At 67.1% G+C, this 20,920-nt stretch carries 21 protein-coding genes; 7 read left to right on the top strand and 14 right to left on the bottom strand.

Annotated features, from left to right (window positions below):
* Window positions 1–10: 10 nt before the first annotated feature.
* The 4 genes from CA236_RS03665 to CA236_RS03680 form a co-directional block, all read right to left on the bottom strand.
* A complete protein-coding gene (locus tag CA236_RS03665) occupies window positions 11–1,324 on the bottom strand; it encodes a replication-associated recombination protein A (RefSeq protein ID WP_125944556.1) in 1,314 nt (437 codons plus the stop codon).
* A gap of 162 nt (window positions 1,325–1,486) precedes the next feature.
* Window positions 1,487–2,098, bottom strand: a complete 612-nt coding sequence (locus CA236_RS03670; RefSeq protein WP_125944557.1) for a septation protein A — start codon at window positions 2,096–2,098, stop codon at window positions 1,487–1,489.
* A 74-nt stretch (window positions 2,099–2,172) separates the two neighbouring features.
* Window positions 2,173–3,105: a signal recognition particle-docking protein FtsY gene (gene ftsY / locus CA236_RS03675; RefSeq protein WP_046410349.1), complete on the bottom strand. Its 933-nt coding sequence runs from the start codon at window positions 3,103–3,105 to the stop codon at window positions 2,173–2,175.
* Window positions 3,102–4,277 (bottom strand): MiaB/RimO family radical SAM methylthiotransferase, encoded by a 1,176-nt coding sequence (locus CA236_RS03680; RefSeq protein WP_125944558.1) that lies wholly within the window; start codon window positions 4,275–4,277, stop codon window positions 3,102–3,104. The genes ftsY and CA236_RS03680 overlap by 4 nt, the downstream gene beginning before the upstream one ends.
* Here CA236_RS03680 and CA236_RS03685 point away from each other — a divergent pair.
* Window positions 4,276–4,863 (top strand): DUF924 family protein, encoded by a 588-nt coding sequence (locus CA236_RS03685; protein WP_125944559.1) that lies wholly within the window; start codon window positions 4,276–4,278, stop codon window positions 4,861–4,863. The genes CA236_RS03680 and CA236_RS03685 overlap by 2 nt on opposite strands.
* A gap of 18 nt (window positions 4,864–4,881) precedes the next feature.
* Here CA236_RS03685 and CA236_RS03690 read toward each other — a convergent pair whose 3' ends face one another.
* From CA236_RS03690 to CA236_RS03700, 3 genes are read right to left on the bottom strand one after another with little or no spacing between them, the layout of a single operon-like run.
* The gene (locus CA236_RS03690; RefSeq protein WP_125944560.1) at window positions 4,882–5,679 is read right to left on the bottom strand and encodes a crotonase/enoyl-CoA hydratase family protein; all 798 of its coding nucleotides are present in this window, start codon (window positions 5,677–5,679) and stop codon (window positions 4,882–4,884) included.
* Between the two features lie 19 nt (window positions 5,680–5,698).
* The gene (locus CA236_RS03695) at window positions 5,699–6,850 is read right to left on the bottom strand and encodes an acyl-CoA dehydrogenase family protein (protein WP_125944561.1); all 1,152 of its coding nucleotides are present in this window, start codon (window positions 6,848–6,850) and stop codon (window positions 5,699–5,701) included.
* Complete coding sequence (locus CA236_RS03700; RefSeq protein WP_125944562.1) at window positions 6,847–7,812, bottom strand: acyl-CoA dehydrogenase family protein; 966 nt, start codon at window positions 7,810–7,812, stop codon at window positions 6,847–6,849. The genes CA236_RS03695 and CA236_RS03700 overlap by 4 nt, the downstream gene beginning before the upstream one ends.
* Window positions 7,813–7,987: 175 nt before the next feature.
* Between CA236_RS03700 and modA the strand changes: the two genes are divergently transcribed.
* From modA to CA236_RS03715, 3 genes are read left to right on the top strand one after another with little or no spacing between them, the layout of a single operon-like run.
* Complete coding sequence (gene modA, locus CA236_RS03705; RefSeq protein WP_231622029.1) at window positions 7,988–8,722, top strand: molybdate ABC transporter substrate-binding protein; 735 nt, start codon at window positions 7,988–7,990, stop codon at window positions 8,720–8,722.
* On the top strand, window positions 8,719–9,405 hold the full coding sequence (gene modB / locus CA236_RS03710) for a molybdate ABC transporter permease subunit (RefSeq protein WP_046410358.1): 687 nt from the start codon (window positions 8,719–8,721) through the stop codon (window positions 9,403–9,405). Before modA ends, modB begins: the two co-directional genes overlap by 4 nt.
* On the top strand, window positions 9,395–9,997 hold the full coding sequence (locus CA236_RS03715; RefSeq protein WP_125944563.1) for an ATP-binding cassette domain-containing protein: 603 nt from the start codon (window positions 9,395–9,397) through the stop codon (window positions 9,995–9,997). The genes modB and CA236_RS03715 overlap by 11 nt, the downstream gene beginning before the upstream one ends.
* Here the strand turns inward: CA236_RS03715 and CA236_RS03720 are convergent.
* The 5 genes from CA236_RS03720 to CA236_RS03740 all read right to left on the bottom strand — a co-directional run bounded on the left by CA236_RS03720 (window position 9,984) and on the right by CA236_RS03740 (window position 16,912).
* A complete protein-coding gene (locus CA236_RS03720) occupies window positions 9,984–10,622 on the bottom strand; it encodes a TIGR02281 family clan AA aspartic protease (protein ID WP_346962761.1) in 639 nt (212 codons plus the stop codon). The two genes, CA236_RS03715 and CA236_RS03720, sit on opposite strands and share 14 nt — an antisense overlap.
* Window positions 10,623–10,787: 165 nt before the next feature.
* Window positions 10,788–11,336, bottom strand: a complete 549-nt coding sequence (gene rpsI / locus CA236_RS03725; RefSeq protein ID WP_082103079.1) for a 30S ribosomal protein S9 — start codon at window positions 11,334–11,336, stop codon at window positions 10,788–10,790.
* On the bottom strand, window positions 11,336–11,815 hold the full coding sequence (rplM, locus tag CA236_RS03730; RefSeq protein WP_046410361.1) for a 50S ribosomal protein L13: 480 nt from the start codon (window positions 11,813–11,815) through the stop codon (window positions 11,336–11,338). The genes rpsI and rplM overlap by 1 nt, the downstream gene beginning before the upstream one ends.
* A gap of 139 nt (window positions 11,816–11,954) precedes the next feature.
* Window positions 11,955–14,441 (bottom strand): TonB-dependent receptor, encoded by a 2,487-nt coding sequence (locus tag CA236_RS03735; protein ID WP_125944564.1) that lies wholly within the window; start codon window positions 14,439–14,441, stop codon window positions 11,955–11,957.
* Between the two features lie 194 nt (window positions 14,442–14,635).
* Window positions 14,636–16,912 carry an FdhF/YdeP family oxidoreductase gene (locus CA236_RS03740; protein ID WP_206430499.1) on the bottom strand — a complete coding sequence of 759 codons (2,277 nt, stop codon included), beginning with the start codon at window positions 16,910–16,912 and terminating at the stop codon, window positions 14,636–14,638.
* A 126-nt stretch (window positions 16,913–17,038) separates the two neighbouring features.
* Between CA236_RS03740 and CA236_RS03745 the strand changes: the two genes are divergently transcribed.
* On the top strand, window positions 17,039–17,692 hold the full coding sequence (locus CA236_RS03745) for a sulfite oxidase-like oxidoreductase (RefSeq protein WP_125944566.1): 654 nt from the start codon (window positions 17,039–17,041) through the stop codon (window positions 17,690–17,692).
* A gap of 12 nt (window positions 17,693–17,704) precedes the next feature.
* Here the strand turns inward: CA236_RS03745 and CA236_RS03750 are convergent, their stop codons facing one another.
* The gene (locus CA236_RS03750; RefSeq protein ID WP_206430500.1) at window positions 17,705–18,745 is read right to left on the bottom strand and encodes a COX15/CtaA family protein; all 1,041 of its coding nucleotides are present in this window, start codon (window positions 18,743–18,745) and stop codon (window positions 17,705–17,707) included.
* Window positions 18,746–18,903: 158 nt separating this feature from the next.
* Here CA236_RS03750 and CA236_RS03755 point away from each other — a divergent pair, with 158 nt between their 5' ends.
* Window positions 18,904–19,293 carry a MerC domain-containing protein gene (locus CA236_RS03755; RefSeq protein ID WP_125944568.1) on the top strand — a complete coding sequence of 130 codons (390 nt, stop codon included), beginning with the start codon at window positions 18,904–18,906 and terminating at the stop codon, window positions 19,291–19,293.
* Between the two features lie 15 nt (window positions 19,294–19,308).
* Here the strand turns inward: CA236_RS03755 and CA236_RS03760 are convergent, their stop codons facing one another.
* On the bottom strand, window positions 19,309–20,145 hold the full coding sequence (locus CA236_RS03760; RefSeq protein ID WP_125944569.1) for a class I SAM-dependent methyltransferase: 837 nt from the start codon (window positions 20,143–20,145) through the stop codon (window positions 19,309–19,311).
* A gap of 45 nt (window positions 20,146–20,190) precedes the next feature.
* Here CA236_RS03760 and CA236_RS03765 point away from each other — a divergent pair, with 45 nt between their 5' ends.
* Window positions 20,191–20,916 carry a ComF family protein gene (locus CA236_RS03765; RefSeq protein WP_125944570.1) on the top strand — a complete coding sequence of 242 codons (726 nt, stop codon included), beginning with the start codon at window positions 20,191–20,193 and terminating at the stop codon, window positions 20,914–20,916.
* Window positions 20,917–20,920 lie beyond the last annotated feature (4 nt).

A 20,920-nucleotide genomic window follows, 5' to 3' on the forward strand; every position in this document is an offset into this window, starting at 1 on the left:
ATTAGGCGCATCAACGATCGTCTGTCTCGCCCCGGGCGCGACGTGCCTGCCAGAATGCCAGCCGCTTGCGTACGTCGCGCTCAAACCCGCGTTCATTGGGGCGATAGAGCGGCTCGCGCGGCCCGGCGGCAATCTCGTCCGGGAAGAACTCTTGGCCCGAAAAGGCATCGGGCTGATCGTGATCGTAGCGGTAGCCCGCGCCATAGCCATGCTCCTTCATCAGCGCGGTCGGCGCGTTCAGGATGTGCTTGGGCGGGGGGAGCGAACCAGTACGGCGCGCAAGATCGGTGGCGCGGCCAAAGGCGAGGTAGGAAGCGTTCGATTTCGGCGCGGTCGCGACGTAATTGATGGCTTGCGCCAGGAACAGCCGCCCCTCGGGCCAGCCAATCCTTTCAAACGCCTGCCACGCCGTCAGCACCTGCACCAGCGCCTGGGGATCCGCCATGCCGACATCCTCGGAGGCGGCGCAGGCAAGGCGGCGGAACAGCACCGCCGGATCCTCGCCGCCGTTGGTCATCCGCGCCGCCCAGTAGAGTGCAGCATCCGCGTCGCTGCCGCGCAGGCTTTTGTGGAAGCAGCTGAGCAGATTGTAATGTTCTTCCTGCCCCTTGTCGTAGAGCGGTGCGCGGCGAAGCGCGAAGGCGGCGAGGGCGGCCGGATCCAGCTGCTCCTTCTCATCCAATGTGAGAAGATCCTCGCAAATGCCCAGCATGTAGCGCGCATCTCCGTCGGCCATGTCGACCAGCACGTCGCGTGCCGCGGCATCGAGCGGCAGGGCGCGTCCGATCAGCCGCTCCGCACGCGCCAGCACCTGCGACAGCGCTGGCGTGTCGAGGCGATTGAGCGTCAGCACCTTGGCACGGGAAAGAAGCGCGGAGACGAGGCTGAAGCTCGGGTTCTCGGTCGTCGCGCCGATCAGGACGAAGGTGCCGTCCTCGATCGCCGGCAGCATCGCGTCCTGCACCGGGCGCGAAAAGCGGTGAAGCTCATCGATGAAAACCGCCGTCGACCGTCCGCTGATCGCACGCAGATCAGCGGCGGCCGCGATCGCCTTTCGGAGGTCAACGATCCCTGTCGACACCGCAGACAGCTGGATGAACTCATAGCCCGTCTCACGCGCGATCAGGCGGGCGATGGTGGTCTTGCCGACACCGGGCGGCCCCCACAGGACGAAAGAGGACAACCGCTTCGCCTGCACCATGCGCCCGAGCGGCGCGGTCGGCGCCAGCAGATGATCCTGGCCGATGACGTCGGACAGCCGCGCAGGACGAAGCTCCTCTGCCAGGGGCTTGCGGACCGTCGTCTGAAACAGCGAGTCGGTCACTGGCGGGCCGTCCCGCGCAAAGACACTGCGGCGGCGTTCAGGCTGTGCGGGGGAGGGCCGTCAACCGGCCGGTAAGATGCGGGCATCAGCGCAAGATAGGCGCGCTGCAGCGACTTCCTACCCTGCCGCAACAAGCCCTGGCCTGGTCACCACCCGCGTCCCTCATTCCTGCGGCGGGATCGTGTCGGGAATGTTGCCCGCCTGCAGCCCGTGACGCATCAGCATCGGCACGTTGGCGATGGCAAAGATCATGGTCAGCGGGATCGCGCCCCACAGCTTGAAGCCGACCCAGAAATCCGTGCTGGTCGACCGCCAGACCGCCTCGTTCAGCACGGCCATGAACAGGAAGAAGATCACCCAGTTGCGGGTCAGCTTGCGCCATCCGTCCGCCGTCAGCCCCGGATAGGCGCTTTCCAGCAGAAGCTGCAGCAGCGGGCGGCCGGTGGCGAGCCCGAAGCCGAGCACGGCGGCGAAGATCGCATAGACGAACGTCGGCTTCATCTTGATGAAGCGTTCGTCCTGGAACCAGATCGTCAGGCCGCCGAACACGATCACCAGCGCGCCGGAGATCAGCAGCATCGGCGGAATGTGGCGCGTCTTCCACCACGAAATGCCGAGCGCCACCGCCATGGCGATCATGAACGCGGCGGTCGCCGCGAGAATGCGGGCAATCGCGGGCCCGGGTGCAAGGAAATTGACCGCGAAAAAGACGATCAACGGCCCGTAATCGAGCGCAAGCCGCAGGCCCGAGGTGTTTTTGGTTTCGGTACTCACCAGTTACTCCGCTGGTCGGGCCGCCCGTGAACGAGCGGCCGCGGCTCAACAATTGGTCTGACGCGAACGGTCGATCAGCGTGCTTGATCCACGCCCGCGATGATCCGGCTTACTTCATGCGCGTCGAACGGTCGCAGGTCGTTCATCGACTCGCCGACGCCAATCGCGTGGATCGGCAGGCCATAACGTTCTGCTGCTGCCACCAGAACGCCGCCGCGCGCGGTGCCGTCCAATTTGGTCATCACCAGCCCGGTGACGCCCGCGACTTCCTTGAACACCTCGATCTGGCTCAGCGCATTTTGGCCGGTGGTGGCGTCGAGCACCAGCACCACGTCGTGCGGAGAGGCCGGGTTGATGCGGCCAAGGACGCGGCGGATTTTGGCCAGTTCGTCCATCAGCTCGCGCTTGTTCTGCAGCCGTCCCGCGGTGTCGACGATCAGCACGTCGATGCCCGTCTCTGTGGCCTTCTTCACTGCGTCCCACACCACGCCGGCCGCGTCGCCGCCCTCCGGACCGGTCACGATCGGCACGCCGATCCGCTCCGCCCAGGTCGCGAGCTGGCCGATCGCCGCGGCGCGGAACGTGTCGCCCGCCGCGAGCATCACGCCATAATCCTGCTCCATGAACAGGTGCGCGAGCTTTGCGATGGTGGTGGTCTTTCCCGATCCGTTGACGCCGATCACCAGCACCACCTGCGGCCGCGGAAAAGCGTCGATCTCCAGTGGTTTGGCGACCTTTTCTAAAACCTTTTCGACCTCCTCCGCGACGACGAGGCGGATGCCCAGTTCCTCCATGTTCCGCTCATAGCTGCCTTCGGCCAGCCGAGCGCGGATGCGGGCGGCGGTTTCCGGCCCGAGATCCGAGGCGATCAGCGCCTCTTCGATCTCGTCCAGCGTCGCATCGTCCAGCCGGGCCGTTCCCAGTCCGGCAAGGTTGCCGACCAGCCGGTCTGACGTACGGCGAAATCCGCCCAGGAGCTTGTCGTGCCAGGATCGGTTGTCGGTCATGCAGGAATTCCGATGAGATGATCGTCGGCGGCAGCAGTGATCCGCACGGTCGCGATATCACCGATGGTCGCCATCGGGTGGGGCAAGCGTACCTCGGCGAAGGCGGGCGTGTGGCCGCGATCGCCGGGTTTCTCGATAACAATCTGCTGGTCGCTGCCGACCAGCGTGGCGAGCCACCCGGCGCGGCGGGTCGCGGCAGCCTCACGCAGGCGGGCGGCACGCTCGCGGGCGACGCCCGGCGCCACCTGGGGCATGCGGGCTGCCGGGGTGCGATCGCGGGGTGAGAAAGGGAAGATATGCGCGTGAACGATGTCGCAATCGGCCAACAGGCGCAGCGTATTGGCCGCGGCTTCCTCGCTCTCGGTCGGGAAACCGGCGATCAGGTCCGCGCCGATCGCGATTGCGCGCTTCGCTTTCAGCCGGGCCACCATCGCGACGGCTTGCGCTCGTGAATGACGGCGCTTCATCCGCTTCAGGACGAGATCGTCACCGGCCTGAAGCGAGAGATGGAGGTGCGGCATCACGCGCTCCTCGCTGGTCACCAGATCGAAGAGGTGATCGTCGATCTCGATCGTGTCGAGCGAGGAAAGGCGAAGGCGGGGCAACCGCGGCACACCCGTCAGGATCGCCTCCACCAGCGTGCCGAGGCCGTCGGCGTAGCTGGTAAGGTCGACCCCGGTCAGCACCACCTCGCGCGCGCCATCCTCGACCAGGGCGGCGACGCGCGCGACCACCTGGCCCACGGGCTCCGACCGGCTCGGGCCGCGACCGAGCGGGATGGCGCAGAAGGTGCAGGAATGATCACAGCCGTTCTGCACCCCGACAAAGGCGCGGGCATGGCGGCGGGTGGGTCGGTGGTTGGGAAAGCCGCCCCACGTCGCGGGGAGGAGCTTGGCCGCGTTCGGTACGACGCGGTCCACCTCCGGCATCGCGGCGAAGGCGGCCGTATCCATGTCGGATGCACAGCCCGTCACCACAATCTCCGCCGCCGGGCGATCGCGACGCGCGCGGCGCACCGCGACGCGGGTCTGGCGAACGGCCTCGTTTGTCACGCCGCAGCCATTAATCACCACCATATCTCGCGAGCCGGCGAGCGCGCGGATCGTTTCGCTCTCGGCAAGGTTCAATCGACAGCCCAGGGTAATCACGTCGGGCGAACGGGAGGCGAGCATGGCTGGCGATCTAGGGATACATTCGCGGTTAGTCCACGATGAGGCGCGCGCGGTGCTCGACTTCTGGTTCGCGCTGCCGATGGAACGCCAGTTCAAGCGCGACCCGGAACTCGATGAGGAGATCAGAACGCGGTTCGGCGCGCTGCGTGACCAGGTCTATGCCAGCGGCGCCGCCGGGTGGCGCGACGGGCCGGATGAGTTGCTCGCCGCGATCATCCTTCTCGACCAGTTTTCCCGCAACATCTACCGCGATTCGCCGCGTGCCTATGAGGCTGATGATCTGGCGGTGGAACTGACGCTGCTGGCCATCTCTAATGGCTGGGAAGCCCGCTATGTCGAGGAAGAGCGCGCCTTTCTCTACATGCCGCTGATGCATGCCGAGGATCTGCTGCTGCAGCGCCTGTCAGTGGAGAAATTCACCGCGCTGGGCGGGCCGAACGTGTCATTCGCGATCGGCCATCGCGAGGTGGTGGAGCGTTTTGGCCGCTTTCCGACGCGCAACGCTGCGCTCGGCCGTGACAGCACGGCCGAGGAGCGCGAGTATCTCGCGGCGCCCGACGACGGCACCGGGCCACCAAAAGGCTGAAGGCGCAGCCGCCGGGCGTCAGCGGCCCGAGAACACCGGGTCACGTTTCTCCAGAAGCGCGGCCACGCCCTCGCGATGGTCGTCGGTCGCATGGCTGACGGCTTGCGCGGTCGATGCCGAGTCGAGTGCCTGATCGTAGCTGCTCGTCTGCCCCTGCCGCAGCAGCGACTTCGTCAGGCGCAGCGAATGGGGCGGGAGCGCAGCGATACGGCCCGCCAGCGCCAGCGCCTCATCCATCAGGCTGTCATGGGGCACGACCCGGCTGACGAGGCCCCAGTCGGCTGCCGTGGACGCATCGATAACGTCGCCGGTGAAGAACAGCTCGGCCGCCCGGCTCATCCCGATCGCGCGCGGCAGCAGCCATGATCCGCCGTCGCCCGGCACCAGTCCGAGCTTCAGGAAGGTGACGCCGAATTTTGCCCTGTCCGACGCGATGCGGATGTCCGCCATGCACGCCACGTCGCAGCCAAGCCCGATCGCGGCGCCATTCACCGCGGCGATCACCGGCATGTCGAGCGAGAAGAGCGCGCGGGCGATGCGATGGATGTTACGCTGATAATGGCTGCGGATCGGCAGTCCGCCGCCGGAGAAGGGGCCCTCCGGATCGGCCATTTTCTTGATATCGCCGCCAGCCGAGAAGGCGCGGCCCTCGCCGGTCAGGATCACGCAACGGATCGAGAGGTCAGCGTTCAGCGCGTCGCAGGCGGCGCGAACCGCCTCGCCATCGCCATCGGCGCCAAGCGCGTTCATCGCGTCTGGCCGGTTGAGGCGGAGGATCGCGATCGGGCCGCGGATCTCGGTGGTAACGACGGTCATGGTGTTCTCCGAATTGGTCTCAGCGCAGCCCGAGCCCGCGCGCGATGATGCCGCGCAGGATCTCGCGTGTTCCGCCGCGCAGGGAAAAGCTGGGTGAATTCATCGTGATATGTGCCAGAACGGCGACGAAGTCTGATGTCGATGCAGCGTCCGGTTCGGCATCGACGAGGCTGCGCGCGATATCCGGCAGCTCCTGTTCGAACGTCGCCCCCAGATCCTTGACGATCGCTGCATGGGCGCCCGGGTTCTCGCCTGCCTCCAGCATCACGGCGACGCCGCGCGACAGGCGGCGCAGGGTGATGAGATGCGCGGTGAGGCGCCCGAGGGCGAGCTGCGCAGCCTCGCCGGGCGCATCCTGAAGCACGCCCACCAGTTCGATCAGCAATTGCATCGAAGACAGGAACCGCTCGGGCCCGCTGCGTTCGAACGCGAGCTCGCTCATCACCTGTTCCCAGCCGGCGCCTTCGGTACCGATCAGCGCGGTGGCGGGAAGGAAGGCATCCTCGAAATGCACCTCGTTGAAATGATGCTGCCCGGCAAGGTCGATGATCGGACGGATCGTGATCCCTTCGGTGGTGCGCAGATCGACAAGGAGCTGGCTGGTGCCAGCCTGACGATCGGCCGGAGTGCCGCTCGTCCGGCAGAACAGGATCATGTAATCGGCGTCGTGCGCCCCGGTCGTCCACAGCTTCGTGCCGGTGACGCGCCACCCACCATCGGCGGGCACGGCGCGCGTACGGGTCGCGGCCAGGTCTGACCCGGAATCGGGCTCGCTCATGCCGATGCAGAACACCGTCTCGCCCGCCGCGATGCCCGGTAGGATGGTCTGCTTCTGCTCCTCCGTCCCATATTTGAGGAGGCTGGGGCCGCTCTGGCGGTCGGCGATCCAGTGCGCCGCGACCGGCGCCCCGGCAGCCAGCGTCTCCTCGACGACGACATAGCGTTCAAAGGCGCTGCGCTCGTGACCGCCATATTGCTTTGGCCAGGTCATGCCGAGCCAGCCGCGCTGGCCCAGCTTGCGGCTGAAATCGCGATCGAAGCCGTTCCAGCTGTCCGCACGGGCGAGCGGCGTACGGGTGGCGAGCTCGTCAGCGAGGAACGCGCGTACCTCTTCTCGAAGCGCCTCGGCTGCCTCGTGGCGGGCGGGTGAGGGAAAGTGCAGGGTCGTCATGCCGCCACCACCATCGGCCAATATCCGTCACGTCCCGCGCCGAGCGCGCGCTTGCCCAGCACCAGCGTCCATTGTCGCTGCGTCCCATATTCATCCCGCCACGCCCAAAGCGCGGTGGTGTAGCGGTGCAGCACGTGTTCGCGGGTGAAGCCGATCGCCCCGTGCAGCTGATGCGCGATCGCGCTGGCCTTGCTCGCTGCCTCGCCGATGCGCGCGCGGGCTACCGCGACCGCGAAGGTGATGTCGCCGCCAGCCACATACGCATCGGCGGCCTGATCGGCGGCGGCAGATGCCGCGGCGACCTCGCCCGCCAGTTTCGCCAGTTCCTGCTGGATCGCCTGGAACTTGGCGAGCGGGCGGCCGAACTGGACGCGCGTGGTCACGTGATCAACGGTCAGCTCGAGGACGCGATCAAGCGCGCCCGCCATCTGCAGCGCGCGTGCGAGTGCGGCCCAGGCAAGCAGCGTCCCGGCGGGGAAAGGCGCTGACGGTCCCTCGGCCAGATCGAGCAGGTCGCGCGGTGCGCCAGCGATATTCTTGCCCTCTCGTGTCACGCGTGGCGAGGAGGCGCGGTGAAGCTGGCCCGCTTCGGTCGCCACGACGGTCTGGACGAAACGGCCCCAGGGAACGGGGGTTTGCGGATCGGCCGCGAGGCCGATCGCCCCGTCGCCGAGCGGCAAGCCCGCCGCGGCGAGCGCGGCATTGGCGATCATCGTTTCGGCCAGCGGCAGCGCAAGGGCGTGCGTGCCGGTCAGTCGCACCAGCGCCAGTGCTTCCGCCGTGGGGACGCCGAAGCCGCCATGGTCCTCGGGCACGAGGGCGAGCGGCAGGCCGCTTTCCTCGATCGTCTCCCACGCGGCGGCGGGCCACTCGCCGCTCGTTGCCGCTTGCTCGATCGCCTCGGCATGGGTGGTAAACAGCCGCTCGGCGGTGTCGGCGAGCATCGTTCCGATCTCGCTCATGCGTGTCGCCTGTGCCGGTCCTGCATATGCATGGCCGCTCCTCTCCGTTATCCTGATGTCGCTAGGACAAGCGGCCAGCGCTTGTCCACCTGACAGTCCTGCTGGTCGGCGGCAAACTCCGTGGTAAGAGCGCGCGGCCGGGGGGAATGCGATGCGCCTGTGGTCATTGTTTTTCATGCTGTTCGCGTTGCTGGGGCGACCCGCGGCGGCGCAGGCGCGTGGGCCGCTGGTCCTCGCGGCGGCCAGCATGCAGGAGGCGCTGGGCGAGGCGGCGGACCGATGGGCTGCCAGTGGCCACCCGCGCCCGGTGCTGTCCTTCGCTGCATCCTCTGCGCTCGCACGGCAGATCGGCGCCGGCGCCCCAGCCGATCTGTTCGTATCCGCGGATGACCGCTGGATGGAGTGGCTCGCCGAAAAGGGGCGGCTGGTGCCCGGCACCCGCGCGGTCCTTGCCGGCAACCGGCTGGTCGTCGTTGCCGCGCCCGGACGCGGGCAGGAACTTGGCGGCATGCGGGGGCGCGCTCTCGGCACCTTGCTGGCGGCGGGCCCATTCGCCATGGGCGATCCAGCCGCAGTGCCCGCCGGCCGCTACGGCAAGACGGCCCTCGAGCGGCTGGGCGCGTGGCCGATGGTCGCGCGCCGCGTCGTTCGCGGGGAAAGCGTGCGCGCCGCACTGTCGCTGGTGGAGCGTGGCGCTGCGCCCTATGGCATCGTCTATGCCACCGACGCCCGGATCGCGCCGCGGCTGCGCATCGTCGGCCGCTTTCCCCCCGGCAGTCATCCGCCGGTCCATTACCCGGTCGCGCGGCTTGTCAGCGCGAGGCACCCGGACGCCGAGGGCTTCCGCCGGTTCCTGCTGTCACCCGCCGGTCAGTCGATCCTGGTGCGGCACGGCTTCACCCGCCCATGACGGAGGAGATCGCCACCGTCGTGCGCCTGTCGCTGCTGGTTGGCGGGGTGGCGACGCTTGGCATGCTGCCGATCGCCTTTGCGCTCGCCTGGCTTCTCGCCCGCACCGACTTTCCGGGCAAGGTGCTCCTCGATGGGATCATTCATCTGCCGCTCGTGGTGCCGCCGGTGGTCACTGGCTGGGTTCTGCTGCTGGTTTTTGCTCCGGGCGGGCCGATCGGCGGGCCGCTGGAGCGATGGTTCGGGGTCAGCGTGATGTTCCGCTGGACCGGGGCGGCGATCGCTGCGGGTATTATGGCGCTGCCGCTGATGGTGCGCGCGATGCGGCTGTCGATAGAGGCAGTGGACCAGCGGCTCGAGCAAGCGGCGCGGACGCTGGGGGCAGGGCGGTGGCGCGCCTTTGCCACCATCACGCTGCCGCTCGCGCTGCCCGGGATCCTCGCGGGCGTGGTGCTCGGCTTTGCGCGGTCGCTTGGGGAGTTCGGCGCGACGATCACCTTCGTCTCCAACGTGCCGGGCGAAACGCAGACGCTGCCGCTGGCGATCTATGCCGCGCTTCAGCAGCCGGGCGGCGAGGCGATCGTGTGGCGACTTGCGGCGATTTCGGTCGGCCTCAGCCTGGCGGCGCTGGTGGTGTCGGAGGCGGTGGCGCGGCGGCAGGGACGGCGGCTCCATGTCCTTTGACATCGACCTGACCGTCCGGCGCGGTGAGCGGGTGATCGGCACCGCGTTCCGCTCCGACGCACGAAGCACCGTCCTCGTCGGTCCGTCGGGCGCGGGAAAGACCAGCGTACTGATGATGATCGCCGGGCTGCTCGTGCCGAGCGTCGGCCATGTCAGGGTCGGTGGCCGCACTTTGTACGATGCGGCCGCGCGGATCGACGTGCCGCCGCATCGCCGCCGCGCCGGCGTGGTTTTTCAGGAGCCGCGGCTGTTTCCGCATCTCTCTGTGCGCCGGAACCTCCTCTATGGGGCGAGCGACGCGTCAGCGCTGCCCCGGATCGCCGCGACGCTGGAGATCGAGCCGCTGCTGGAGCGCTGGCCGCGCAGCCTGTCAGGCGGCGAGGCGCGGCGCGTGGCGATCGTGCGTGCGCTGCTGAGTGCCCCGGATTTCCTGCTGCTCGACGAACCGCTCGCCTCGCTCGATCGTGCGCGGCGCGAGGAGGCGATGCAGGAGATCGAGCGGCTGCGCGATGATCTGCGCCTGCCGATGCTGATCGTGACCCATGACCCGGAGGAGGCCGAGCGCCTCGGTCAGCACATCATCCGGATGTAACCGGCTGCGGATTGTTGGGGACCAGCACGAGCGTGCGACCCTCGACCCGCCAGGATTTCAGCCGCGACAGGAAGTTCATGCCCAGCACGTCCGTCTCCCCGAAGGCGGGCGACACGACGACGGGCACGTCACGCGCGACGATGTTGCCAAGGGACAGCTCGCCGATCGTCGCGGTCTGCGCGCGGATCGTGCCATTGGCGGTTCGCAGCAGCATCGGGAACATCGCGTCACGCACATCGAGGCCCGCGGCATTTGCCGTATCCAGCGAGAGCGCGGTCACCGTCGCTCCGCTGTCCACCAGCATACGCCGCTTCACCCGGCCGAAGCTGACATTGGCCCAGAAATGCCCGTCCGGGCTCATCCGGATGCGCGTCTCGGCGCCCTCCACCTGCTGCCCCGACAGGTCCAGCACCTCGGCGACACGGCCGAGATAGGGATCGAAGCGTTCGCGCTCGCCCAGGACGAATACCAGCGCGCCGATCAGCGCCACCCACATGGCAAGACTGACGAGGCGGCCGATCACCGGCAGGCGTCGCAGGAAGCCTGCGATCACGACGAGAGCGAAAAGACCAAGGACCAGCGGATAATGGGGAGCCAGATCGGCAAGTGCGTCCATCGCACCCATATAGGATCACCGCGCCCGCATGCGATGCAGGTCTCGCGCGATTTTCCTCGGCGTGATGGCCCAGCCCGAAACACGACAAAAAAGGGCAGCTCCTTGCGGAGCTGCCCCTTTGTGCAGCCAGTGGCCAGCAGCGGACCGGCAAGACCGGCGACGCTGCAATAAGCCTTAGCGCTTCGAGAACTGGAAGCTGCGGCGTGCCTTGGCGCGGCCGTACTTCTTACGCTCGACGGTACGGCTGTCGCGGGTCAGGAAGCCCGCTGCCTTCACCGGGGCGCGCAACGCCGGCTCGTACTTGGTGATCGCCTGGCTGATGCCGTGCTTCACTGCGCCGGCCTGACCCGAAAGGCCGCCGCCCTTGACGGTGCAGATCACGTCATACTGACCTTCGCGCTCGGTGATACCGAACACCTGATTGATGACGAGGCGCAGCGTCGGACGTGCGAAATACACTTCCTGATCACGACCGTTGATCGTGATCTTGCCCGAACCCGGCTTCAGCCACACGCGGGCAACGGCGTCCTTACGACGGCCGGTGGCATAGGCGCGACCGTACTTGTCGAGTTCCTGCGCACGCAGCGGGGCGCGCTGCGACGGCTCGTCGATCTTGCCTTCGAGATAGGCCTCGGCCTTCTCTTCTGCAGCAGCGACGGCGGTTTCGCGCTGCTCGCTGAGCGCGGCGCCGAGATCGGCGAGGGACTGGCGATTGTCGGACATTATGCGCCCACCTTGTTCTTGCGGCTCATGCCGGCGATGTCGAGGACCTCGGGGTTCTGCGCTTCGTGCGGGTGCTCAGCGCCCTTGAAGATGCGCAGGTTACGCATCTGCTGACGGCCCAGCGGGCCGCGCGGGATCATGCGCTCAACAGCCTTTTCGAGCACGCGCTCGGGGAAGCGGCCTTCCAGCACCTTTGCGGCGGTGACGCCCTTGATGCCGCCGGCATAACCGGTGTGCTTGTAATAGACCTTGTCGGCCAGCTTGTTGCCGGTGAAGCGCACCTTGTCGGCGTTGATCACGATGACATTGTCACCGCAATCTACGTGCGGGGTGAACGACGGCTTGTGCTTGCCGCGCAGGACGTTGGCGATCACGACCGCTGCACGACCGACCACCAGGTCGGTGGCATCGACGATGTGCCACTTCTTTTCCACCTCTGCGGGCTTGGCCGCCTTGGTGGTCTTCATCAGCGCCTTCATGGGCTTGGACCTTTGCAAGAAACAGATACGCCACCCCGTCAAGGGGCGGCGTGACAGTGAGCGCATTGGACAAAGGCCTGCTGAAAGTCAACGATTTAGCGGCTTTCCTGACGGGTAAAATGATACCTGTCGCTTGATCCTAGAAGAACAGCTTGCGGAAACTCAGCCTCACCGACCGGCCCAGCGGGTCGAGCAGCGCCGGCTGGTAACCGATCGGAACGGCGCCGGCAGCATCACGTACGTCGAGCCGCTGGTTGAAGAGATTGTTGACTGACAGGGTGACGCGCGAGCCTTGGAAGAACGGCGCCTTCTGCACCAGCGCGCGCTGCTGGCTGAGATCCGCGAAAACACGCAGATTGGTGGTGAAGAGCGCGCCGAAGCTGAGATCCTCGGGCGAGGGGGCGCCGTTGGGGTTGGCGAGCAGGGTCGTGCCCTCCTGCCACGTGCCGTTCAGCCGGACGCCGATGCCGTGCCGGTTGTATCCGGCGTTGAACTCCACCTGGTGCCGCGGCTGGCCGCCGCGCGCACCGATGGCCGAACCGCTCAACAGGTCGAGTTCGGGCAGACCGGGCCGGATCAGGATCGTGTCCTCGAGGCGCCAGGTGTGGAACACGCTGAGCTGCACGCGGCCCTGGCGTGCGCCGCCGAACCCGCCGCGGCCAAAGCCACCACCGCCACGTCCGGCAAAGCCGCCCGGTCCGCGATCGCCCGCGGAGCGCACGCCCGTCTGGCTCGCCTCGCCGCCAGCCGGACTGGCGCCCGCCCCGGAACGCCCCCGCTCGCGAAAGGCGGCGCGGCGTTCCGCAATCTGTTCGGCGGTCAGCGGCTGGCCGTCAGGGCCGGTCGGCGGCGGCGCCTCCAGCGTCTCGGTCCAGTTGAAGCCCCAACGGATCTGCCGGCTGCGGCTGCGATCGAAGTTCACGGGCCGCGTGTCGATGCTGATCAGCGTGCCGGCCGCGTCACGATCGAACCGGCCGGGGAAGGCCGCCTCGATTTCCGGCGTCGCGGTCGGAAAGCTTGCGATCGGATTGTCGATGCGGCTGTCTGTGTAATTGGCAAGCAGCGTCAGGTTGGTGTCGCTGATCGGCTTCACCGTCAGGCCCAGCTTCAGCACGCGGCGCTGGTCGGCCGCAAGGTTCGGATTGCCGCCGGTGATGGTGGTCGCATCCACCGTCTGGCCGGTCACCAGGTCGAATACGCGGACGTTGGGCGTGACGATCAACGGATTGCCGAGCTGCTGGATCGTCGGCGCACCCTGCTCATGCGCGACCGAGCCGATCAGGCGCACGGCCTCGACCGGTCGCCAGTTGAAGCCATAGCCGACCGATCCGAGCGTGCCAAAATCCGACAGCTGATCGACCCCGCCGTTGATCGTCGCCGACAGCGCGCCGATCGAGCCATTGCGTGATAGCGGAATGTCGATGTTCGCCTGGGCCGAACCCTGGTCGCGCGACAGGTCGGTCGCAGTCACGATGCCGGCCCGGCGCGATTCGCCGCTGATGTCGCGCAGGGTGAAGCCAGCCTTCAGCGTGGTCGTCACCGCGCCGGCGGGAAGATCGAACAGGCTGCCGCTGAGCGTCCCTTCGGTCTCGATCGTTTGCGCTACCGACTCCGCCCGGTCGCGGCGGGTGCCGCTGCCCGGGCCGCCGTCGCGATCGGTGAGGGTTGTCGACCAGTCGCGCGTATAGCCGCCGTTTAGCGACCAGCGCCATTGATCAAGGTCGCCGTTCAGGGCGTAATTGAGCACGCCGGTGCGGGTGCGCCCCTCGCGCAGCAGCCGCTGGCCGTCTGACGACGTACCAAGGCCGGCGCGGGTATCGGCGCCTTCCAGCTCACCGCTGATCGTGGCCGATACATTGCCGAAAATGGTCTGGTTGTACGTCGCGTTCAGCTTCGCTGCGTCGCTGGCCGATAGCAACGTGCGGTTCGGATCGGCCTCCGCCACGTTGCGCTGCGTTTCGAACAGCGGGTTGCTGTGGGTATATTCGCCATCGACGCTGAAGCGGTTGCCGTTGCCCAGGCGAAGGTAGTTGAGCGTCGCCTCATGTACCTGACGCCCGCCATCGGTGGCAAAGCCGGTATCCGCCTCCGCCGTCACCGCATTGAAGCGGCGCCGCAGGACGATGTTCACCACCTTCTGATCGGGGCGATAGCCGTATTTCAGCGCGACTTCCTCCGGCAGGATGTCGACGCGCTGGATCGCCTCTGGAGGCAGGCCGCGGATCTCGCGGAAGCCGCTGATCCGGCGGCCGCCCAGCAGGACCACGGGGGCGCCGGCGCCGCGGCCCTGGATGCTGCCGGTGAGCGGGGCAAGCTCCTCCAGCAATTCGCCGATGTTGCTGGCACCATAAGCGCGAATGTCGCGGCCGCTCAGCACCACTTCGGGCTTGATGTCACCGATCACCGATCCGCGCGGCTGGCGGCTGCCGGTGACGATGATGTCATCCTCAAGCTCGAGTTCAGCCTCAGCTTCCTCCACCGACTGCGGCTCGCCCTGCAGGGGGATGGCCGTCTCGGATTCGGCCGTCTGGGATTCGGCCGGTGGCAATTCGCCCACCTGGACCGGCGTGGCAGTGGCAGGGACGGTCATTGCGGCGAGAGAAGCGGGCAGCAGCAGGATCGACAAGGACAGGCTCCGGAACCGACGTGGGATGATCACGTCCTACGGCGGGGTTGTGGGGGAAATGTCGCGGCGGCACCGGAAAATCGTCGCAAATTGTACCCGTGCGATTGGACGCGGGTTGGCTTGCGGGACAAACCGGTGCTGGACGCGCAGCGCATAACGCGCCGACGCGACAGCGGATAGAGGGCGCGCCCCGCTCAGGTCACGATGCGAACGGGCACGCCCTTCGAGGCCGGGGTCTTGGATGCCTCGTCATGGTACCACAGCGGCACCAGCGGATTGGTTTCGGGGTAATAAGCGCCGATGCACCCGCGCGGCAGCAGATAGGGCGTGACGGTCAGGCCATCGACCTGACGATGCTCCCCATCATCGGCATCGCTGGCGAGGCTGACCACCTGGCCCTCTGCCAGGCCGGCAGCCGCGATATCGTCCGGATGCATCAGCACGACATCGCGCGTGCCCTCGATCCCGCGAAGGCGGTCGGAATAGCCGTAGATGGTGGTGTTGAACTGATCGTTCGAGCGCAGCGTCATCAACCGCCAGCGCCCTTCCTTGTCGCCAAGGCCGAGCGCGGAGAGCGAGGTGGGAACGGTGAATTCCGCCTTGCCGCTTTCCGTCTTCCAGATCCGTTCGCGCGCCGCATTGCCCTTGTAGAAACCGCCCGGCGTGAAGACGCGCGCGTTGAAATCGGCGAACATCTCCGGATAGCTTTCCTCGATCAGGTCGCGGATCAGGCCGTAATCGGCTGTCCAGTCGTCCCACCGCGCCTTCGGATTGGGCGGCAGCGTCGCCTTGGCCATGCCGCAGACGATCGCGACTTCGGATTTCAGATGGTCGCTGGCCGGGTGACCATTGCCCTGCGATCCATGGATGCACGACAACGAATCCTCCATCGTCACTGCCTGCGCGCCGGTCACTTGCATGTCGCGTTCCGACCGGCCGAGGCACGGCAGGAGATAAGCGACCTCGCCGTTGATCAGGTGGCTTCGGTTGAGCTTGGTGGCGATCTGGACCGTGAGGCGCATCGATTGCCACGCCTGCTCCATCTTCACCTGTTCCGGGATGGCGCGTACGAAATTGCCGCCGAGGCCGATAAAGGCCTTCACCTCGCCGGAAATGATCTTCTCGCAGGCATCGACGGTGTTGAGGCCCGTGTCGCGGGGCGGGTCGAACGCGAATTGCTCGGCCATGCGGTCGAGCGGGACGAGTTCGGGCTTTTCGGAGATGCCGACTGTGCGCTGTCCCTGCACGTTGCTGTGACCGCGGATCGGCGAGATGCCGGCGCCTTCGCGTCCGATGCTGCCTTTCAGCAAGGCAAGATCGACGAGCGTGGTCAGATTGTCGGAGCCGTGCACGTGCTGCGTCAGCCCCATGCCGTACATGAAGATGGTGCGTTCGGCCGCAATATAGACGTCGGCGGCCTTTTCGAGATCGGCCCGGGCCAGACCGCTTTCGCGTTCGATCTCCTCCCACGACAATTGCTCGGCATGGGCCTTCACCGTCTCGAACCCGGTCGTGTGCTGTGCGAGGAAATCGACGTCCAGGACATGGCGCTTGTCCTCGTGCCAGCGCCGTTCCTCGGTGGCGAGGACGTGTTTGATCATGCCCATGATCGCCGCAATGTCGCCGCCCGCCTTTACCTGCAGGTAGAGCGAGGAGATTTCCGTCTCCTTGCCCGTCAGCATTTCCACCGGGCTTTGCGGGTTCTTGAACCGTTCCAGCCCCGTCTCGCGGATCGGGTTGAAGGTGACGATCTGCACCCCGCGCTTCACCGCCTCCTGCAGGGGATGGAGTAGCCGGGGCGCATTTGATCCCGTGTTATGGCCGAAGAAGAAGATCGCGTCGCATTTCTCGAGATCCTCGAGGACGCAGGTGCCCACGGGTGATCCGATCGCCTTCTTGAGCGCCACCGACGTGGTCTCGTGGCACATGTTCGAACTGTCGGGCAGGTTGTTGTGCCCGTACATGCGCGCGAACAGGGCGTAGAGGTAGCTTGTCTCAAGGCTGGCGCGGCCCGAGGCGTAGAAGACGGTGCTTTTCGGGTCGAGCCGCTTCAGCTCCGTGCCGATCGCGGTAAACGCCTCGTCCCAGGAACAGGGGACATATTTGTCGGTCGCGCGATCGTAGCGCATCGGATGGGTGAGGCGGCCCTGATGCTCCAGATCATAGTCCTTCCAGTCGCGCAGCTCCGTCACGGTATGTTGCGCGAAGAACTCGGGCGTGCAGCGGCGGGAGGTCATTTCCCACAAGGTCGCCTTCGCGCCATTCTCGCAGAATTCGAACGGATGGGGGTGCTTCGGCTTCCCCCAAGCGCAGGACACGCACATGAAGCCGCCGGGCTTGTTCTGCCGCCGCAGGGTGTCGAGGGCGGCGGGCGTGGGCCGTTCACGCGCGAGCACTTCGGTCATGCCGCGTACCGAGCCCCATCCGCCGGCGGCGCCCGAATAGTGAACCGTATCCTTTTCGTCAGCCACCCAGGATCCTTTCGCGCGACAGCCGTTCATGGCTGACAACGCGAGGGGCGCCGTTTGGATCACCGGCGTGGCCACTATATGCAGGGAGCGGGCATATGCAGGCGGGGGCGCAGGAGGATCGAAGCCGTGGCGGACGACGCAGTGCCTGACGACACCAAGCTGACCCGAACCAAGCAGCGCTGGGCCAGCGAGGGCAAGTTCATCACCGGCGCAGCGCACGGCGCGGATGAGCGCCTGCCGCCCGGCCAGCATCTGGTGCGCGACTGGCCGGTGCTGGACCTGGGACGCCAGCCCGATGTGTCGACCGATCGATGGCGATTGACGATCAAGGGGCTGGTCGCCCGCCCGGTATCGCTCGACTGGTCCGCGTTCATGGCCTTGCCACAGACCGAGCGGCGGAGTGACATCCACTGCGTCACAACCTGGTCGCGCTACGACAATGACTGGGCGGGCGTCGCGACCCGCACGCTGCTCGACCTGGTCGAGCCTCGCGACGAGGCCTCCTTCGTCGTGCTGCACGGTTATGACGGCTATACGACCAACGTTCCGCTGGCCGATTTCGCCGCGGAGGACGCGCTGATCGCGCGCGAATGGCACGGAAAGCCGCTGACGCGCGAGCATGGGGGACCAGCGCGGCTGGTGATCCCCCATCTCTATTTCTGGAAAAGCGCCAAGTGGATCAGCGGGATCGAACTATTGGGTACCGATCGCCCGGGCTTCTGGGAAGTGAACGGTTATCACCGACGCGGTGATCCCTGGGTGGAGGAGCGCTATAGCTGAGCTGCGCCGCGCTCAGGCGCGACGCCGCCCCAGCGTGTGCCCGGCGGCGACCACGGCGATCAGCAGGATCGCAGCATTCACCTGATGCGCGACCGCGATGGTGAGGTCGACACCGGTGAGCAGCGTGGCAATCCCCAGCACGATCTGAAGGCCGGTCAGCAGGATGACCGCGCCCCAGGCATTCACCGCGCCGCGGCGCCGTGCCGCAAAGGCGAGCCAGATCACTGCGGCGGCCGCGGCGAAGGCGAACCACCGATGGACGAACTGGACCACGATCGGATTGTCGACGAGGTTGCGCCACGCCGGCTCCAGCATCGGCGTACCGGCCGGGAAGAAGCTGTCGCCCATCAGCGGCCAGGTGCTGAACGCATAGCCGGCGTTGAGCCCCGCGGTGAAGGCGCCAATGAAGATCTGGATGCCCAGGAGCAGCATCGCGACCGCGGCGAGCGGTTTCAGCCCTGCGGGCCTCGCCAGCGGATCGCGCGCGAGATCGCGCAGGTCCAGTGCGGTCCATACCACGCCGCCCAGGATGACAAGGGCGGCCGAAAGGTGAACTGCGAGGCGGACGTGGCTGACATCAGTTCGCACCGACAGGCCCGATGCGACCATCCACCAGCCGATTGCCCCCTGCAGGCCACCCAGCGCGAGCAGTGCGAGGAGGCGCGGGCCATAGCCGCGCGGGATCTGCCGCTTGATCGCGAACCACAGCAGGGGAAGCGCAAAGACCAGCCCAATAACGCGGCCGAGCAGGCGATGGACATATTCCCAGAAGAAGATCTGCTTGAACCCGTCCAGCGTCATGCCGCGGTTGATCTCCTGGTATTCCGGGATGCGCTGATAATGGCGGAATTCCGCCATCCACTGCGCCTCGTTCAGCGGGGGAATGGTCCCGCTGATCGGCTTCCACTGCGTGATCGACAGCCCCGATTCGGTCAGACGCGTGATGCCTCCGACGGCAACCATGACAACGATGAGGGCGGCGACGACATAAAGCCATCGCGCCAAGGCGAGTGGCCGCGGCGAAACGCGAAAGCCAGGGCTGGGCTTGAGCATGCAGCCATCTAGAAGCGCGGCGTCGTTGCCGCAATGGCGTACACCCGCCATCGCACCCATCCCCCGTCGCTTGGCGGAGGTGCCAAGTACGCGACCTGGCGTGTTTATTGACGATGTGATGTTGTAACCTGTCCGGCGCGGCGCTACATGCGTCGGCGATGGCAACAATGTCTCATCCCGCCAGCACCGCCCGACTGGATCGCCTGGCGATCATCGTGTCGGGGCTATGCGTCGTTCACTGCATCGCCAGCGCGGTGTTGATCGCGATGCTGTCTGCCGTCGGCGGGATGATGGTGGACCCGATCTTTCACGAGGTCGGATTGATGGTGGCGATCATGCTGGGTGCCATCGGTCTGGGTCGCGGCGCGTTGCAGCACGGAAACCTGTGGCCGATCGGCGTTGGCTCGCTTGGCCTTGGCATCATGGCCGGCGCGTTGTCGCTGCCGCATGACGCCGGGCTGGTCCATACCGGTGAGGCATTCTGGACCATCGTCGGTGTCGCGCTGCTCGCGCTGGGGCACGACTTGAACCGCCGCGCCGACGCCTGACCGCCAGGGCGGCGCTCAGCCGGGCGGGCGAAGCGTCGCTGCCAGTGATGCGGTTGCGCTCCCCCGCCGTGCCGGCTGCGGCTGATCGGGGGAGGGAGCCCAGCCGGTCAGGAAGATGATCTCGAACCGCTCCGCCGTACGTCCGTCGGCATCGGCCAGATCGGCAAAGGCAGCTGCGCTGCGTGCCACCGTCGCGGCTCCCAGCGGCTGACGATCGATCAGCAGGTTAGTGCCCGCCATGCCGCGCAGATCGTCGAACAGCCGTCCGACATTGCCGTAGCGCACGCGCAGCGGCTCGGCATCCGCCACCGGAAGGGCGAAGCCGGCACGCATCAGCAGGTCGCCCGCGGACCGCACGTCGATCTGCGGATGAAAGCGGGCGACTGGTCGCTCGGCTTCTGCGGATCGCATCGCCGAACGAAGCGTCGCCAGCGAGCCAGCACCGAGAAACGCACCAAGGAACAGGCCATCCGGGCGCAGGATTCGCCGGATCAGCGACAGCGCGCCCGGCACGTCGTTGACCTGATCGAGCACGCCGGCCGAGACGACCAGATCGAACGAATGATCGGCAAACGGCAAGCGATCCTCATCGGCCTGCACGCCGCCCGCCTGACGGGCAAAGCCATGGCCGGCGTCCAGCCGGGCGATCCGGGCGCCAGCGGGTGGCTGGAAGCTTCCATCGAAACTGCCGAGATCGAGGACGTCGTGAAAGGACCGCTTCACGCTGGCGAGCCGCTCGTGGATGCCGTCGAGCATGGCGGCGCGGACGAAATCGTGTGCGGCAAAACCCGGGGCGATGCGGTCGCGCCGCGTGCGGCGGGCCTTGCGGTCGAATATCTCAGGAGCCGTCATGGCGCGGCTTGTGCGCCCGGCGGCGGCGCGCGACAAGCGGGGACGATGCTCGCCAAGTTGCTTCAGCCAGTGATTTCGCTGGCGCTGCCCCCACGATGCGCGGGATGCGGCGCGATTGCCGATGACGATCATCGCTTCTGCGCAACATGCTGGGGATCGCTGCGCTTCCTCGGCCCGCCATGGTGCGCGGCCTGTCACGCGCCGCTGAGCTATGAACCGGCGCCCGGCACATGGTGTGCTCCCTGCCTCCAGACCCCGCCGCGGCATGGCGGGATAGACGCCGCGGTCGCGTATGGGGAGGTCGCGCGCGGCGTGGCGCTGCGCCTCAAATATGGCGGGCGGGCTGCTTTCGCCGAGACGGCGGCGCGATTGATGTCGCGCCACTTGGCTGCGGACGTCGACTTGCTGGTGCCTGTTCCTCTTCACCGCTGGCGGCTTTGGTCGCGCGGATACAATCAGGCCGGCCTGATCGCGACTGCCGTGGCGCGGCTGAGCGGCGTCCGGGTCGATGCGCAGGCGTTGGTCCGCCATCGCGCGACTCAGGCATTGCGTGGCGCCAGTGGTGCCGAGCGGCGGCGCGTCGTGCGGGGGGCGTTCGCGGTACCGCCCGGCGCGCGGGCAAGGCTGGCGGGCAAGCGGATCGTGCTGATCGATGACGTCTATACCAGCGGCGCAACGACCGACGCCTGTATCGCAGCGCTTCGATCCGCCGGTGCGGCGCACGTCGCGGTGCTATGCTGGGCCCGCGTGCTCAGCGATCGCGATGATTGACAAT

Origin of the sequence: Sphingomonas sp. ABOLG (genome assembly GCF_003950435.1) — a bacterium.
Lineage (GTDB): Bacteria > Pseudomonadota > Alphaproteobacteria > Sphingomonadales > Sphingomonadaceae > Sphingomonas > Sphingomonas panaciterrae.